Annotated in this window: 16 protein-coding genes; 9 read left to right on the forward strand and 7 right to left on the reverse strand. The window is 74.3% G+C overall.

The features are described from left to right. Positions 1–134: 134 nt before the first annotated feature. Positions 135–1,532, forward strand: a complete 1,398-nt coding sequence (gene eccD / locus GA0070560_RS20480; RefSeq protein WP_091300330.1) for a type VII secretion integral membrane protein EccD — start codon at positions 135–137, stop codon at positions 1,530–1,532. On the opposite strand, the gene GA0070560_RS20485 is transcribed toward eccD, so the two are convergent. Next, positions 1,516–2,697, reverse strand: a complete 1,182-nt coding sequence (locus GA0070560_RS20485) for a type VII secretion protein EccE (protein WP_091300334.1) — start codon at positions 2,695–2,697, stop codon at positions 1,516–1,518. The genes eccD and GA0070560_RS20485 overlap by 17 nt on opposite strands. A gap of 162 nt (positions 2,698–2,859) precedes the next feature. On the opposite strand from GA0070560_RS20485, the gene eccB reads away from it, so the two are divergent. The 8 genes from eccB (at position 2,860) to GA0070560_RS20525 (ending at position 9,454) form a co-directional block, all read left to right on the forward strand. After that, positions 2,860–4,338, forward strand: a complete 1,479-nt coding sequence (gene eccB, locus GA0070560_RS20490; protein WP_091300338.1) for a type VII secretion protein EccB — start codon at positions 2,860–2,862, stop codon at positions 4,336–4,338. 127 nt (positions 4,339–4,465) lie between these two features. Then, positions 4,466–4,801: a hypothetical protein gene (locus GA0070560_RS20495; protein WP_245675622.1), complete on the forward strand. Its 336-nt coding sequence runs from the start codon at positions 4,466–4,468 to the stop codon at positions 4,799–4,801. Continuing rightward, a complete protein-coding gene (locus tag GA0070560_RS20500; RefSeq protein WP_091300345.1) occupies positions 4,794–6,071 on the forward strand; it encodes a WXG100 family type VII secretion target in 1,278 nt (425 codons plus the stop codon). Before GA0070560_RS20495 ends, GA0070560_RS20500 begins: the two co-directional genes overlap by 8 nt. 138 nt (positions 6,072–6,209) lie before the next feature. Beyond that, entirely contained in the window at positions 6,210–6,566 is a 357-nt protein-coding gene (locus GA0070560_RS20505; protein ID WP_091300350.1) for a hypothetical protein, read from the forward strand. Positions 6,567–6,614: 48 nt separating this feature from the next. Beyond that, positions 6,615–7,502 carry a hypothetical protein gene (locus GA0070560_RS20510; protein ID WP_342670430.1) on the forward strand — a complete coding sequence of 296 codons (888 nt, stop codon included), beginning with the start codon at positions 6,615–6,617 and terminating at the stop codon, positions 7,500–7,502. Positions 7,503–7,648: 146 nt separating this feature from the next. Beyond that, a complete protein-coding gene (locus GA0070560_RS20515; protein ID WP_091300354.1) occupies positions 7,649–7,990 on the forward strand; it encodes a YkvA family protein in 342 nt (113 codons plus the stop codon). A gap of 103 nt (positions 7,991–8,093) precedes the next feature. Next, on the forward strand, positions 8,094–8,519 hold the full coding sequence (locus tag GA0070560_RS20520) for a pyridoxamine 5'-phosphate oxidase family protein (protein WP_091300357.1): 426 nt from the start codon (positions 8,094–8,096) through the stop codon (positions 8,517–8,519). A gap of 293 nt (positions 8,520–8,812) precedes the next feature. Further along, complete coding sequence (locus GA0070560_RS20525) at positions 8,813–9,454, forward strand: C39 family peptidase (protein WP_091300361.1); 642 nt, start codon at positions 8,813–8,815, stop codon at positions 9,452–9,454. Between the two features lie 182 nt (positions 9,455–9,636). On the opposite strand, the gene GA0070560_RS20530 is transcribed toward GA0070560_RS20525, so the two are convergent. The 6 genes from GA0070560_RS20530 to GA0070560_RS20555 all read right to left on the reverse strand — a co-directional run bounded on the left by GA0070560_RS20530 (position 9,637) and on the right by GA0070560_RS20555 (position 16,034). After that, positions 9,637–10,797: a M20/M25/M40 family metallo-hydrolase gene (locus tag GA0070560_RS20530; protein ID WP_091300364.1), complete on the reverse strand. Its 1,161-nt coding sequence runs from the start codon at positions 10,795–10,797 to the stop codon at positions 9,637–9,639. Next, the gene (locus GA0070560_RS20535; protein WP_091300368.1) at positions 10,797–11,591 is read right to left on the reverse strand and encodes an amino acid ABC transporter ATP-binding protein; all 795 of its coding nucleotides are present in this window, start codon (positions 11,589–11,591) and stop codon (positions 10,797–10,799) included. The genes GA0070560_RS20530 and GA0070560_RS20535 overlap by 1 nt, the downstream gene beginning before the upstream one ends. After that, positions 11,588–12,442 carry an amino acid ABC transporter permease gene (locus tag GA0070560_RS20540; protein ID WP_091300371.1) on the reverse strand — a complete coding sequence of 285 codons (855 nt, stop codon included), beginning with the start codon at positions 12,440–12,442 and terminating at the stop codon, positions 11,588–11,590. Before GA0070560_RS20540 ends, GA0070560_RS20535 begins: the two co-directional genes overlap by 4 nt. Positions 12,443–12,618: 176 nt before the next feature. Then, entirely contained in the window at positions 12,619–13,563 is a 945-nt protein-coding gene (locus GA0070560_RS20545) for a transporter substrate-binding domain-containing protein (RefSeq protein ID WP_091300375.1), read from the reverse strand. 91 nt (positions 13,564–13,654) lie between these two features. After that, complete coding sequence (locus GA0070560_RS20550; RefSeq protein WP_245675623.1) at positions 13,655–14,539, reverse strand: MurR/RpiR family transcriptional regulator; 885 nt, start codon at positions 14,537–14,539, stop codon at positions 13,655–13,657. A gap of 64 nt (positions 14,540–14,603) precedes the next feature. Continuing rightward, on the reverse strand, positions 14,604–16,034 hold the full coding sequence (locus GA0070560_RS20555; protein WP_091300383.1) for a pre-peptidase C-terminal domain-containing protein: 1,431 nt from the start codon (positions 16,032–16,034) through the stop codon (positions 14,604–14,606). Between the last annotated feature and the right edge of the window lie 12 nt (positions 16,035–16,046).

Here is a 16,046-nt window from a genome sequence, read left to right on the forward strand (position 1 = left end):
GTACGCGACCGACCGGAGTCGTCGGGTGGGCATCGTACGCGCCCGCCATCGTAGGTAATCTCCCGTGGGCGTCGTGGACCCGCGGGGGCGAGCCGCCGGCCGAGGTGGATCTGAGAGAGCACGAGGAGGCCACAGTGGCGACGAAGTCGGCGACCGGTGGACTGAGCCGGATCACCATCGTGGCACCACGGACCAGGATGGATCTGGCCCTCCCCTCCGACGTGCCGCTGGCCGACCTGCTGCCCACCCTGCTCCGGTACGCCGGGGAGGACCTGGCCGACGAGGGCGTACGGCACGGGGGTTGGAGCCTGGCCCGGCTCGGCGGGCAACCGCTCGACGGTGGCCGCACCCCCACGCAGCTCGGGGTCCGCGACGGCGAGGTGCTCTACTTCAACCCGCGCTCGGCCGCCGCCCCGGAGATCGTCTTCGACGACGTGGTGGACGCGGTGGCGACCGCCACCAACCAGCGCCCGGGCACCTGGCAGGTCGGCACCACCCGGTCGTTCTCGGTGCTGCTGGCCGCGGCGGCGCTCGGGGTCGGCGCGGCGGTGACGCTGTTCGCCGGACCGCCGCAGCTGCCCGGCGCGGTGGCCGCCCTGCTGGTGGCGGTGCTGCTGATGGTGGCCTCGGCGGTGCTGTCCCGGGCGGCCGGGGACAGCCGGACGGGGGCGGTGCTGGCGATGGCCGGCGTCGGTCACGCGGCAGTCGGCGGCCTGCTGGTGCTGGCCGGTGACCGGCGGCTCAGCGAACTGGCCGGCCCGCACGTCCTGCTCGCGGGCACCGCGGTGGTGCTGTTCGGGGCGATCGCCGGGCTGGCCGTGGGTGACCGGATGCCGCTCTTCCTCGGGGCCGTCACCGTGGGCGCGGCGACCGCCGTCGGCGCGCTGCTCTCGCTGGCGTTCGGCGTGGGCGCGGCGGCGGCCGCCGCCATCGTGGCCACCGTCGCGTTCGCCACCCTGCCAGCGCTGCCGATGACCGCCTACCGGCTGGCCCGGCTCCCGGTGCCCTCCATCCCGACCGGCCCGGACGACCTGAAGACCGACACCGAGACCGTCGACGGGCGGCGGGTGCTGCGGCAGAGCGAGCGGGCCGACCAGTTCCTGACCGGCCTGTTGTGGACGGTGTCGTTGCTGGTGCTGGGCGGCCAGGTCGTGCTGGCCGGCAACGGCCGGCTGCCGGCGGTGCTGCTCTGCCTGGTGCTGGCGCTGATGTCGCTGCTGCGCGCCCGGCCGTTCATCGGACGCGCCCAGCGCACCCCGGTGCTCTTCGCCGGCTCGGTCGGGCTGGCGCTGACCGCCTGGGCGACCTTCGCCGGCGGGTCGCTGCCGACCCGGCTCGGCGTGGTCCTGGGCGGTGTGGCGCTGACCGCGGTGATCAGCCTGATCTACGGGCTGAGCGTGGCCGGCAAGCGGATCTCACCGGTCTGGGGCCGGGTCCTGGACATCGTCGAGATCCTGCTGATCGTCGCGGTGGTGCCGCTGGCGTTCTGGGTGTGCGGCCTCTACGGGTGGATCGTCAATCTCCGACCCTGATCGTCCCGGCCGCCGTGGCGACCGGCGTGGTGGCGTAGACCCCCGGCCCGTGCTGGCCGTCCAGTGGCCGGGCCGGGATCCCGCACCGGCGGGCCACGTCGCGTACCACCTTGACCAGGGCCTCGACGTGTCCGTCGAGGGCAGCGACGCGCAGCAGCGGCGGCACCGGCCGGCCGCCGGGCACCACCACCGTCGCCACCGTGTGCGACGGGGCGGAGGTGGCGGTGACCGCGTCCACCAGCGTGCCGAGCGACGCGCCGGGCCGCTTGCGCAGGGTCAGGCAGCGCTGCGTCCAGCCGCCGCCACGCAGCCCGGTCCAGGTCTCGGCCGGGGCCGCCGGGGCCAGGTCGAGGCCGGCGGCGGAGACCACCGCGGCCCGCAGCTCGTCCCGGCCGAGCACCCGGTGACCCAGGCCGGCCGCGTTCAGGGCCTTGCCGAGGCGACCGATGCCGGCCGCCACCGTGCGGTGCACGCCGTGCATCCCGCCGCCCCGGGTCACCGCCTCGGTACGGGCGTCCGGCACCGACAGCCGCAGCGCCACCCAGACCGTACGGTGGGCCGCCGGCGGCGCCCCGGGCGCCGGGTACCAGACCAGGGTGTGCGAGACGACCTGGGTGAGGGTCACCGGGCCGGAGAAGTCCGCCAGCACGCTGAGCACCCGGTCCACCGTGGACGCCTCCACCGAGCCGGCCGGCGCGCCGGGCCGACCGGTCAGCACCACCGCCGCGAACCAGCCCCGGCCGTCCTGCCCGATCCCGAGCCGGGTACCACGCTCGGTGAGTTCGATCACACTCAGCTCGGGGGTGAGCGCGGCCAGCCGGGGGTCGACGACCTTGCCGTCCGCGACCGCGGCCCGCGCCTGGTCGCGACGGCGCCCCAACCGGCGGCGCAGCAGCAGGTCCTCGTACCACCAGCGGCCACCGCGGCGCAGGAAGGCCGCCGCCAGCACCAGCACGGCCAGGCCGCCGACGACCCCCACCAGCCAGCCAGGGCCGCCCGTCGCCGCCCAGACGGCGAGCGCACAGAGCTCCACCAGGACGAGCTGACCGACGGCGACCGGGCCGATCCGTCCGCGCCCGCGCCGGTCGGCCGGCACCACCGGACGGTCGTCGGGGACGGCCGGGGTGGTGGGCGTACGCCCGGGTGGCGCCGCAAGCTGCGTCATCGGTGAGCGTCCCTTCTGGACATCGTGGAGCATCCGCCGGCGGGTGCGCCGCCGGTGGGGCGGGCGGGGGTCCGTCGACCCGCCGACGGCCCTTATCGTAGGGAAGCCCGCGACGGAGTTGAGCCCTGATCGTCGCGGACCCGTCCCCGTCGGAGGTCAACCATGCGGACCCGCCGCGATCAGGTGCAGGCGTACCGCTTCGTCACCCGACGCATCGTCTCGGGGATGCTCTCCGGCGACCCGGAGACCACCAACCTCCCGATGCGGCGACTCGGCATGGCCGTGGTCGGCAGTGTGCTCGCCGCCACCATCGTGCTCGGCGGCGCCGGGGCGTACGGCCAGTTCACCGGCAACACCGCGCCGCTGGAGACGAACACGCTGGTGATCGAGCGGGAGACCGGGGCGACGTACGTGTTCGCCGACGGGGTGCTGCACCCGACGTTGAACTACACCTCCGCCCGGCTGATCCTCAACGAGGCCGACGCGCCCGTGCGGACGATGTCCCGCGCGTCGATCGCCGACCGGCCCCGCGGTCGTACCGTCGGCATCGTCGGCGCCCCGGACGCGTTGCCGGACCGTAAGTCGCTGGTCGGTCTCCCCTGGTCGGTCTGCGACGTGCCGGACCCGGGCGACTCCCGGCGCTCGACCACCCGGCTGGTGATCGACCGGCCGCTGGGCGGGGGCACCCCGCTGGGCGGCGAGGCGGTACTGGTCCGCGGCGGCGGGCAGCGGTTCCTGCTGGCCAACGGCATGCGGGCGCAGATCGTCGGCGGCGACCCGGCGCTCGCCGCGCTGAAGATGACCAACGCGACCACCCTCGACGTGGGCGCGCCGCTGCTCAACGCGGTACCGGCCGGCCCGGCGCTGCGGCAGCTGGGGATCGAGGGTGACGGCGCACCGAGCGGCCGGACGGTCGGCGGTCGGCAGGCCCGGGTCGGCGACGTGTTCCGGGCCGCCGGCGAGCACTACGTGCTGACCCGGGACGGCCTGGTCTCGATCGGCGAGGTCAGCGCGCTGCTGTTGCAGAGCGACGGCGGCCAGGTCACCGACATCACCCCGGACGAGGCGGGCCGGCTGCTGACCGACAAGCGGCTGGAGGCCGAGGGGACGCTCCGCACGCTGCCCCCGCTACGGGCGGTCCGTCCCGGCCAGTCGGTCGTGTGCGCGACCTACCGGCCCGGTCCGGCAGGCGGCCCGCCGACCACCACGCTGGAGGTCTTCGACCGGACGCCGGCCGAGCTCGCCGATCCTGACGGGTCGACGGCGGTACGGCAGGGCCCGCGCGACGCCGTCGAGACCGCCGACGAGGTGCTGCTGCCGGGCGGCCGGGGCGCGCTGGTGCAGGCGGCGCCGGGCGCCGGCGAGGGCACGGAGCCGGCGGCCGGCGCGACCGTCTACCTGATCACCCCGCAGGGCGTGCGGTACCCGCTGGGCAGGCGCTCCGGCGACGCGGTGGCCGCCCTCGGGTACGGCGCAGTGAAGCCGCTGGTGGTGCCGGCGTCACTGCTCTCGCTCGTGCCCACCGGCCCGACCCTGGAACGCCAGGACGCGCTGGCCTACTTCGCGCCGGACGACGAGGCGGGCAGCCCGTCGCCGACGGCGCGGGGCGAGGCTGCGGAGTCACCGGCACAGGGCGGTTGAGCGCGGCGCCGGCACATCGACGGGTCGCCCGGGCTGGCGTCGGTCGACTAACCTGAAGCCGACGGTATCGACTATGGACTACGGGGATGCTGCCATGACCGGGCGTACGACAGTCGACGTACTGTCCTTGGAAGACTTTCACCAGCGGCTGGCGGATCGGCTGACCCAGGCCGAGGCGGCCCTCAAGAAGCTGAACACCGAGTTGCAGTGCCGCCCGCCGGCCCTCGGATCGTTCGCCGACGGCACCGGCAACGCCCGCCGCTACAGCGAGATCCAGGCGAGCTACGCCGAGCGGGTGGCGCGGCTGCGCCGAGCGGTGGAGGCGTCCCGGGCCGCCACCAACACGATCATGACGAACTACCGCACGACCGAGGCGCGTAACGCGGCCAACGCCAACGACATCGCCGCCGCGCTGAACGGGGTGAACGAGGCGCTCAAGGAGCGGGGGGACCGCAGTGTCTGAGTACACCCAGCGCTACCAGCACGTGAGCCACCGCGAGCTCTACGACGCGGTGCGCGCCGGTGACCCGCAGCAGGTGGAGGGCCTGGCCAGCCAGTGGAGTTCGCTGCGGGAAACTCTCGACAACCTGGCCCGCGACCTCGACACCGACCTCGACAAGCTGGCTCCGGCCTGGACGGGGGACGCGGCCCGGGAGTTCCACGACCGGCTGTCGCTGGTCGTGCGCTATTCCACCGAGCTCGCCGAGGGCGCGGCCGACGTGCGGCAGGCGCTGAACCTGATGGCCGGCCAGCTGCGCACCGCGCAGCAGAAGGCGGAGAGCCCCGAGGCCACCGACGACCACGACAAGGCGATCGACGGGGCGACCAAGGGCGCGATGCTCGGTGTGCCGGGCATGATCGTCGGCGGCATCATGGGCCACCAGCAGGACAAGGCCGAGCAGGAGAAGGCCCACCAGCGGATGGTGGAGGTGGTCGCCGACCTGGCGGCCGGCTACGAGGTCGCCCGCTACGGGCGGATCGTCGACCCGCCGGCCCCGCCCACGCGGCTGCCCGGTGACGCCGACCGCAGCGGCGTGCCGACGCAGCACGGGCCGGCGGTGAACACGCCGGCGTCCGCGCCGACCACGGGGGCGTTCGGGCCCGGCGGCGGCGCCACCGCCACCACCGCGGGCAGCGTGTCCCAGGGCCCGGGCACCGCCTCCGGCGGTGCCGGCACGGGCGGCGAGGGCTCCGGCGGCGCCACGACGGGCGGTCCGGGCGTGATCGACGCCGGCACCGGCACCTCGCTCGCCGGCGCCGGCCCGGCGACCGGTGGGGTCGGCGGCGGCTCCGGCCTGGCCGGCGCGAGCCCCACGACGACCGGCGGGCCGGGCACCGGCTCGGGTTCGATGTTCGGGGGCGCTGCCGGGCTCGTGGCCGGCGGGGTGCTCGGCACCGGCGCGCTGGCCTCCTCGGGCAGCCGGGCGGCGGCCACCACGCCGAGCCGCCCCGGTGCCCCGACCGGCATGGAGAACCGCTCCGCCGCCGGCACCGGTCGGCTGGCCTCCGGTCAACCCGGCGCGGGCGGTAACGATGGCCGAGCGGGTGCGCGCGCCGGCTCGGCGAACCGGGCCGCCATGGCGGGCGGCGCGGGTCGCAGCGGCGTGATCGGCGGCCGGGGTCAGCACGGCGAGGACGACTCCGACGAGCGGATGACCTGGCTCACCGAGGACGAGATGGTGTGGGGTGACGGCGGCACGACCGCGCCGCCGGTGCTCGGCGGCGACCGCTGAGCTGACCTGACCACAATGGCCCACCCGGAGACGCTCCGGGTGGGCCATTGCGTCCACAGGGCACGGCGTGGCCCGGGTCACCCCGGTCGACGCCGTCGCACCGCTGCGCGGACGGCGCGGTGCCGATAGGTTGGAGTCGTGCCCGTAGCGACCTCCCGCCCGCTCTGGACGGCGACGCTGCGCGCGCTGCGCGATCTCACCCGGCTGGCGGTGACCGTCCTGGTGCTCGCCGTCGGTGTCGGCGCCTTCGCGGCCGGTCCGGCCGTCGCCGCCCCGGGCGGGCCGGGCGTGGCGTTCTCCAGGGCGGCCGAGCTGCCGCCCACCGCCTCCCGGCAGTCGATCCACGAGCAGGTCGCGGACGCCTCCGCCGCCCGGCCGCTGCCGACCCGGCGCGACATCGTGCCCGCCGACGAGTCGACCCCCTCGACGGTCCCGGCGGCGACGACGGATCCGGTCCGGGAGGCCACCGGCCGGCGCGGTCCGCCCCGGCGCTGAGCGCCGCGGCGTCCCCGGTCGCCGGCCGCCACGCATGGTGGCGACCCCGTGCGGGTACGTCGACCGCGCCCGCCCCACCTCGCCCCTGCCGGGCACCTGCTCGTCGTCCACAACGATCCCCGCCGTGAGGTGCTGGTGATGCAGACCGTCTTCTCCTCCGTCCTGCCCGACGTCCCCGCCGCCGCCGTGATCTGGCTGGTCCTGCTCACTGTCGCGGCCGTCGCCGTGGGGGCCCTGGTCGCCCGCCCCGCCTGGCTGCGTTCCGCCGTCACCGGCCGGATCCGGCAGGCGGCGCTGCCCAGCCACGTCGAGCTGGCCGAACAGGAGCGGGAACGCGCCCGGTACGCCGAGGAGATCGCCGTGGCGGCCCGGCGGGCCGGGGCCACCGCCGAGCGGTGCCGGGCCGGGTGGCTGGCCGCGCAGGAGGAGGTCGAGGCGGCCTGGGCGGCGTACGAGGCCGCTGAGGCGGATGTCCGCCGGCTCTCGGCCGCCGCCGCCATGCCGCTGCCGCACACGGCGCAGACCCCGGCCGAGTACGCCGACCGGGAGCGGTTCCTGCACCGGGCCGCGCTGGACGCGTACTGGCGCAAGGAGCTCTCGGTCGAGCAGTTGAGCGACGTCTTCGCGCACCGCAACGGCTGGGACCCCCGACGCCACCCGGTGGAGCAGGAGCTGGTGCTCCACCGGGCGATCCGGGACAACCTGGCGGCCCGGCACCGGGGGGCCGTGGATCGGGAGCGTGAGGCCTGGCGGGCGGCCGAACTGGCCGCGGCGGCGGCGCGCAGCCTGCGCGACGAGGCGTTCGCCGCGCTCGACCGCCGGTCGGAGGAAATCGAGTCGGTGGTGCCGATGCCGGAGCTCCGGCGCCCCGCCGCCGAGCCGGCCCACGAGCCGGCCTCCACCGCCCGCGGCCACGCCCCCGTCCCCGCCTACTGACCTCTGCCCCACCCCACTCCCCGCGCTGCTGTTCCCCGGTCATCGAGAGGTTTGCGTCCTGGAAAGCGCGTCGCCGCGAACCTCCTGATCACCACGCGAGGCTGGGCGAGCGGGTGGGTGGGGTGCGGGTGGGTTAGCGTGGCGGGGTGTCCCGGGAGATGGTGGTGCTCGTCGTCATCGGCGGCGTTCTGGCGCTGGCGACGCTGGTCGGCGCGGTGCTGCTGGCCGTCCGGGTGGTCCGCGCCCGGCGGATGCTCGGCACCCTCGGCGTCGGTGGCAAGGTGGCCTTCTACGGCGCGCTGATCTACACGGTCTTCCCTGTCGACGTGCTGCCCGACCCGATCTACCTGGACGACGTCGGGGTCCTCGCCGGTGCGCTGATCTACCTGACCCGGCTGGCCCGTCAGCGCCGGGCCACCGCCGCAGAGCTGCCCAGCCAGCCGGACACTCCTCCTGGCCAGGACCGGGTACGCCGTCCCGTGCCATGATCGGTCGGAGCCGGGGCGACTCCGGCACCTGTGCCGCCACGGTCGCTCGGCGTGCGCTGCGGTCGGGCGGGTGGGCGCCGGTCCGGGAAGACGGGGGGACGACATGGCAGGCGGTCATCGGCTGGACCCGCACGACGTGCGGGTGGTCGCCTTCTGCCGGGAGCGGCACCTGGCCGCCCTGACGACGCTGCGCGCGGACGGCACCCCACATGTGGTCCCGGTCGGGGTCACCTTCGACCCGGGCACCGGCACCGCCCGGGTGATCACCTCGGGCGGCTCCGCGAAGGCCCGGCAGGTGGCTGCCGCCGGCCCGGCGGGTACCCCGGTCGCCGTGTGCCACGTCGACGGCCGGCGGTGGCTCACCTTCGAGGGGCGGGCGGTGCTGCGTACCGATCCCGGATCGGTGGCCGACGCCGAACGCCGCTACGCCGAGCGCTACCGGCAGCCCCGCCCGAACCCTGAGCGGGTCGTCATCGAGATCGCCGTGACCCGCCTGATGGGCAGTCTGCCCCCGGTGTCCGGTTCCTGACCACCCGGCCCCGGCACTCCGCGCGGCGTGGCCCGTACCTCGACGTCCAGTCACGGACGGTGACCGGTGCCACCCGCCCGGCGGAATCACCGCCCACCCCCGGTCGTTACACCCTGCGTACGACCGAGCAGCACGGCGGACGGCCGGAACGGCCCGGGCCACCGGTCGTCACCTCCCCGGTGAGCGGGGCCGAGGGCCACCGCCGCCGTATCCCCTGATGATCCGAGCGCCCTGAAGGTGCTGCGTGCGCGTCCGGAGTGACGTGGGCGTCAACCCCCGAACGGAGCTTCGACATGAACCTCAGCCTCCGCAACAGCATGCTTTCCGTCGCCGGCCTGGTCATGGCGGGTGGCGCCATCGCCGGCCCCGCGATGGCCGCGCAGGCCACGCCGGCCGAGAGGGCCGCCGCGTCGGTCGTGTCCGAGCAGGGCAAGGGCGCGCGCAAGGCCGGCTACGAGTACGAGGCGCAGCCGAACTTCTACTACTGCGGCCCGGCGTCGACGCGGATCGCGCTGTCGGCCGACGGTAAGGCGGTCAGCCAGGACGAGCTGGCCGAGAAGCTCGGCACCACCGTGAACGGCACCGACTCGGCGATCGACATCACCCGGGTGCTGAACGAGTACACCGGCGGCAAGTACAAGACCACCGAGATCAGCAGTGACGAGGCCTCGAAGGAGCAGGTCGAGCGGCTGCGGGCCGACGTGAAGGCCGCGGTGGACGCCGGTGAGCCGGTCGTCGCCAACATCCTCGGCGGCGCGGTCGACGTCGACGGCAAGGAGCACAGCTACCCCGGTCACTACCTGACCGTGGTCGAGTACAAGGACGACGGCAACACGGTGAAGATCTCCGACCCGGCCGCTCCGGACGCCCCGGAGTACTGGATGGACATCACCGAGCTGGCCAACTGGATCGCGGGCCGCGGTTACAGCTCCTGATCCGACGTGTGAGCGACGAGGGCCGGTCTCCCCGAGCGGGAGACCGGCCCTCGCGTCGTCGCGACCGCGAGCGCTCGTGATCGACTCCGTGTCGGCGACGTGGCGGTGTCCGAACGGGCCAGAGACCGCCATTCACGCGACTTGGAGTCGATCAACCGCAGGCGGGCCGATCCGGGCCCGGGTCAGCGCCGGGCCACCTCGTCGATCAGGCCGGCGAGCAGCGCCACCCGGGGGACCACCGAGTCCAGGTCCAGCCACTCGGCCGGGCTGTGGTCGTCCCCGCCGATCGGGCCGAGCCCGTCGAGCACCGTCGCGCCCGCCTCGGCGAGCAGGTTGGCGTCGGCGCAGCCGCCGGTGGCGGTGTGCGAGACCGGCACCCCGAGTCCCGCGCCGACCTTGCCGGCCAGTTCGGTCAGCCAACGGTCCTCGGGGCCGGGCTCCCAGGGCGGGGTGGGCGCGTGCACGGCCAGTTCGGCGCGTACCCCGGTGACGGCCGGCTCCGCGACCAGCCGGCGGATCTCGGCGAGCGCGGCGGCGTACTCGGCGGTCCGCCAGGCCCGCAGGTCGACAAGCATCCGGGCCCGGTCGGCGACCACGTTGGGCCGGCCGCCGGCCTCCAGCACCCCGACGTTGACGGTGACCCCGGGCCAGCGCCCGTTGAGCGCGTCCAGCGCGACGGTGAGCCGGGCGGCGGCGAGCAGCGCGTTCGCCCCGCGCTCCGGTTCGATGCCCGCGTGCGCGGCCCGGCCGCGCAGCGTGATCTCCAGGTCCGCGACGCCCTTGCGGGCCGACACCAGGTCGCCGTTGTCGCGGGCGCACTCCAGGCAGAGGGCCACGTCGGCCTCGGATCCGAGGGTACGCAGCACCGGGCGGCTGCCGGGGGAACCGATCTCCTCGTCCGGGGTGCACACCAGCACCAGCTCGGCGTACTCCTCGCGGCCCAGGGCGGCCAGCACCTCGACGGCGGCGAGCCCGGCGAGCAGGCCACCCTTGTCGTCGCTGACCCCCGGCCCGTACGCCCGGCCGTCGTGCATCCGCAGCGGCCGGGCGGCGGCCGTCCCGGGTGGGAAGACGGTGTCCAGGTGACCGGCGAGCAGGATGCGCCGCCGTCCCGGCCCGCGACGGCGGGCGACGAGCACGTCGCCGAGGGGCGCTCCGGCCGGGTCGGCGACCGCCTCCCGCTCGACCGCCATGCCGGCCGCCAGGCACCAGGTCTGCACCAGGTCGGCGGCCTCCCGCAGCCCCTGCACCTGGCCCGAGCCGGTGTCCACGGCGACCAGTCGGGCCAGCCGTTCGTGGTACGCCCCGAGCCGGTCGCCGGCTGCGGTGAGCAGGGCCTCCATCAGAGCACCTTGTCCAGGAAGGCGCGGGTGCGCTCGTGCTTCGGGGCGCCGAGCACCTCGGCCGGGGTGCCGGACTCGACGACCACTCCCCCGTCGAGGAAGGCGACGTTGTCGGCGACCTCCCGGGCGAAGCCCATCTCGTGGGTCACCACCACCATGGTCATGCCGTCGGCGGCGAGTCCCTTCATCACGTCGAGCACGTCGCCGACCAGTTCCGGGTCGAGCGCCGAGGTGGGCTCGTCGAAGAGCATCAGCTTCGGGTGCATGGCGAGCGCCCGGGCGATCGCCACCCGCTGCTGCTGGCCGCCGGAGAGCTGGCCCGGGTAGTTGCCGGCCTTGTCGGCCAGGCCGACCCGCTCCAGCAGCCGTGCCGCCTCGGCCCTGGCCCGCTCCCGCGGGGTGCCGAGCACCCGCACCGGGGCCTCGATGACGTTGGCGAGGGCGGTGAGGTGCGGGAAGAGGTTGAAGCGCTGGAACACCATGCCGATGTCCCGGCGGCGGCGGGCCACCTCGCGGGCCTTCAGCTCGTACAGCTTGTCGCCGTGCCGGCGGTAGCCGACCAGTTCGCCGTCGACCCAGAGCTGTCCGCCGTCGATCCGTTCCAGGTGGTTGATGCAGCGCAGGAAGGTGGACTTGCCGGAGCCGGAGGGGCCGAGCAGGCAGGTCACTTCGCCGGGGGCGACGGTCAGGTCGATGCCCTTGAGCACCTCGACCGGGCCGTACCGCTTGGTCACGCCCTCGGCGCGCACCATGGGCCGGGTCGCGGTCCTCGTCGTCACGTCGGTCACCGTCATCGGACGCCTCCCCGGGCGAAGCCGCGGCCGAAGCGCCGCTCGATCAGCCACTGGCCGGCCGACAGCAGGCTGACCAGGGCGAGGTACCAGATGGCGGCCACCACCAGCAGCGGGATGACCTTGTAGTTGTTCTGGTAGACGGTCTGCACGGCGGTCATCAGGTCCCGGCCGGCGATGATCGACACCAGGGCGGTGGACTTCAGCATGGTGATCGTCTCGTTGCCCATCGGCGGGATGATGACCCGCATCGCCTGGGGCAGCACCACCCGGCGCAGGGTGAGCGCCGGGCTCATCCCGAGCGCGGCGGCGGCCTCGGTCTGCCCGGCGTCGACGGCGAGGATGCCGCCGCGGATCACCTCGGCGGCGTACGCCATCTCGTTGAGCGACAGGGCGAGCACGGCGGCGACCGTGCCGGTCACCACGACGCTGGTCGGCTTGTCGAACAGGACGGTGCCGGTGAACGGCACGGTCAGGGTGAGCCGCGGGATGAGCGCCCCGAGGAACCCGAAGAAGATGATCTGAACCAGCAGCGGGGTGCCCCGGAAGACCCAGATGAAGCCCCACGAGACGCCGCGCAGCACCGGGTTGGCCGACAGCCGCATCACGGCGAGCACCACCCCGCCGACGGTGCCGAGCACCATCGCCAGCAGGGTCAGCCAGAGCGTGGTGACCACGCCGTCGAGGACGTAGTCCTTGAACAGGTACTCCCGGACCGTGCCGGGTTCGAGGTTGGGGCTGTCCAGCAGCGCCCGGACGAAGAGGACGGTCAGCCCGACCACGAGCAGCGCGGTCAGCCAGCGCCCGTAGTGGCGTACGGGCACCACCCGTACGGTCTCGGTGTCGCTCGTCATTGCGGTGCCTCCTGCGGCGGGGCCCGGTGAGCGCGAGGAGTGCAGCGCAGCGGGGCCCGCGGTCGCGAACGAAAGAGGGTGTGGTGCGGCGGTCGCCGGGCGCCTCTCCGGGCCCGCCCTCACGGATTCGGAGGACGCCCGGCGACCGCGGTCTCAAGGGGTGGTGGCCCGCCGGGTCAGTCGATGGCCTGGTCGATGGTGGCCTGCTCGATGGCGATCGGGGTCTGCTTCCACTGGGCGAGGATCTTGCCGTAGGTGCCGTCGTCGATCAGGCTCTGCACGGCCGCCCGGTACGCCTCGGCCAGTTCCTTGTTCGCCTTGAGGAAACCGAACCCGTTCGGGCTGGCCAGCCAGCCGTTGGGGGCGGACGGGTCGGCCACCAGCTCGGCCTTGCCGGCGAGCGTGGCGGCGGTGTCCACCAGGTTGACCCGGGTGGCGGCGACCACCTCGACGTTGCCGGCGATCAGCGCCTGCACCGCCTGCGGGTTCTCCGGGTACTCCCTGACCTCGATCTTCCTGCCGGCGCAGCTGTCCTTGGCGTAGGTGGCGAGGTTCTTCGCCTGGTTGCTGGCCTTCTGCACGGCGACGGTCCGGCCGCAGAGGTCGGCGACGGTCTTCACGCCGGCCGGGTTGCCGGTCCTGACCAGGAATCCGGTGCCGGAGGCGGAGTAGTCGACGAAGGTGGCGACCTGCTGGCGTTCCTTCTTGTCGGTGATGCCGCCGGCGATGGCGTCGTACTTGCCGGCCTGCAGGCCGGGGACGAGGCCGTCGAAAGGCTGCTGGGTGAAGGTGGCCTTCAGGCCCAGCCGGGCGGAGGCGGCCTGGAAGAGGTCGTGGTCGAGGCCCTTGAACTCGTCGTTCTTCCCCTCGACCTTGAAGTCGATGAACGGCTGGTACGGGGCGTTGGTCGCCACGGTGATCGTGCCCCGGGCGCGCACGTCGGCCGGGACCTTCCCGGCCAGCGCGGTGTCGGTGGTGACCGCGCCGACGCCGTCGATGGTGACGGAGACCGGCGCGGCGTCGCCGCCGCCCGACTCCGAGGTGGTGGTGCCGCCGCAGGCGGCGGTGGCGACGAGGAGGGCCGTGGTCGCGCCGACCAGGGCGAAGTGGCGGATGCGCATGAGGTGTCCTTCCGGGGGCCAGAACGAACCAGCCCCCGGACTGTAACGCACGTTACGGTTTCAGCGAGGTTACGATTTTCTGTAACGCGGCTCAGGCGCTCCCGTACGTCTGCTGCGCCGCCTCCATCGCCTTGAGGCGGGTGCCGGCGACCGGCCCGAGCCGGTCGATCACGGCCGCCACCAGGGTCTCCACCAGGGCCAACGCGGGCACGAAACTGTCGTACGGCGAGGGCGACTCGACCCGGCTGGGCAGCACCACCTCGGCCAGCCCTGCCACCGGGGAGAGCCACCGGTCGGTGAACAGGACGACCTTCGCGCCCCGCGCCGTGACCTCCCGGGCCAGCGCGAGCGTCGGCTCCTCGTACCGGCGGAAGTCGAAGAGCGCGAACAGGTCCCGCCGGCCCACGTCGACCAGCATGTCGGTCCGCTCCACCGGGGTCGCCGGGAGCAGCCGGCTGCCGCCACGCACCTGCATCAGGTGCAGCACCAGGTAGTGCGCGAGCAGCCCCGAGAAGCGGCCGCCGGCCGCGGTGACCCGCGACTGCTGGTCGGCGAAGAGGCGTACCGCCGCGTCCAACTCACCCTGGGGCAACTCGGCCAGCGTGCCGGCGACCGCCTCGGGCAGGGTCGCGGCGGCGCGGGGCAACGCGCCCTCCGGCGGCGATCCGGTGCGCTCCGCCGCCCGGTACGCCGACAACGGGGAGGTCTCCCGCTCGGCCAGTTCGTCGCGCAACGCCCGTTGGAACTCCGGGTACCCACCGAAGCCGAGCCGGGCCAGGAAGCGCAGCACGGTGGGCGCGCTGACCTCGGCCCGCTCGGCGAGCGCGGCGACGGTGCCCAGACCGGCCGAGGGGTACGCGGCGAGCAGCGTCCGGGCCACCCGCCGCTCGGCGGGGCTGCACTCACCGAGCCGCTGCCGGATCAGCGCCGCGACGCCCACGCCCTGCGGCTCATCGACAAGATCGGGGTTCGACACGCGCTGAGCGTAGCCGGGCGCGGAGCGGGGCCGAGCCCGCTCCGCGCCCGCCGGGGGGTGCGAATCAGGACTTGGTGAGGGTGCAGGTGTAGTCGGCGGTACCGGAGCCGGAGTACGCCTCCACGTCGAGGTAGTACGTGCCGGTACCGGAGGTGCGCCGGGTCAGGCTGGCCGACTCGTCGACGCCCGCCCCGTCGTTCACCGAGCGGGTCACCGTGCTGCCGCCCGAGTCCAGCAGATAGATGTCGGCGTCGTACGCGGTCGGCACCGCGCAGGCCACCGTCATCTTCTGCCTGCTGTTCAGGGTGAACGCGTAGTAGTCCCGGTCGCTGCTGCTCTTCATGTCGCCGGTGACGGTCAGCGGGTAGCTGTGCCCGGAGACGTCGTTGGCGGCGCTGCGCGAGTCGTTCGGCTCCACCTCGGTGAAGCTGCCGCCACCCGGGGGCGGCGGCGGGGGCGTCGTGCAGTCGGTGACCGGGGTGCCGCTGTAGAGGTTGCTGCTCGGGATGCCGGCGTTCACGCTCTTCAGGTAGTAGCCGCAGGTCGGCCGGTTGGCGAAGTCGTACGTCTGACCGTTGGTCAACTTCCAGATCTTGAAGTTGGAGTAGGTGAGCGGCTGCCCGGCCACCGCCACCTCCGGCTGGTGGTCGCCGAGCACGACGTACGCGCTGCCGCCGCTGAGCGTGGCCAGGCCGTTGCGGTCGATGTGCAGCGAGGAGTCCCGGTCCACCCCGACACCCCACGCCTTACCGCCGCTGGTACGACCGTCCTTGATCGCCCGGGCCACGAAGGCCATCGTGCGCCCCATCCGGTCCCGCTCGACGAAGTGCGAGTCGTTGACCGTGTCGGCGTAGTGCGGCCACCGGAACATGCCGGTGGTGAAGGTCAGCGAGCGGTCGTACGGGTCGTCGAGGGCGATCGCCGAGGTGGTGCTGGCGGCACAGGCGTCGTACACGATGTCGCTGTTGACGTGGTGCCCGGCGCTGCCGCCGCCCACCCCGCCGCCCTTGGCCACCACGGACTCGACGGACGCCTCCAGCGCGGTGCCCTTCCAGGCCACGTAGTTGCACTGGTTGCCGCCGGCGAAGTAGACGAACTCAGCGTTACGGACGTCGGTGTTGACCTGTGCGTCGTTGCCGTCGCGGGTGGCGGTCAGGGTGAGCGTGGTGCAGGAGTTCACCCCGGCCAGGCCGGTGATCACGTCGCACTCCGGGGTGGTGGTGCCGGAGCCGGCGATCACCACCACGTCGATCGTGCCGGTGCCGCCCCGGATCGCGTCGATCGCCCGGGACATGGTGGCGGTGACGATGCCGCCCGAACCGTTCATCGTGTACGCCGGGCCGGACCAGGCGGCCCGGGACACGTCGGCGGCGCTGCCCTGCCGGATGCGGGTGACCTGGGCGTGGGCGGCGGTGACCCCGACCGGGGCCAGGGTGGTCAGGACAGCGGCGGCGGCCACCACCGACAGGCGGCGGCGGTTGCGGAAGGGGGACATGGGCACCTCCGA

This window comes from Micromonospora halophytica, from assembly GCF_900090245.1.
Taxonomy (GTDB): domain Bacteria; phylum Actinomycetota; class Actinomycetes; order Mycobacteriales; family Micromonosporaceae; genus Micromonospora; species Micromonospora halophytica.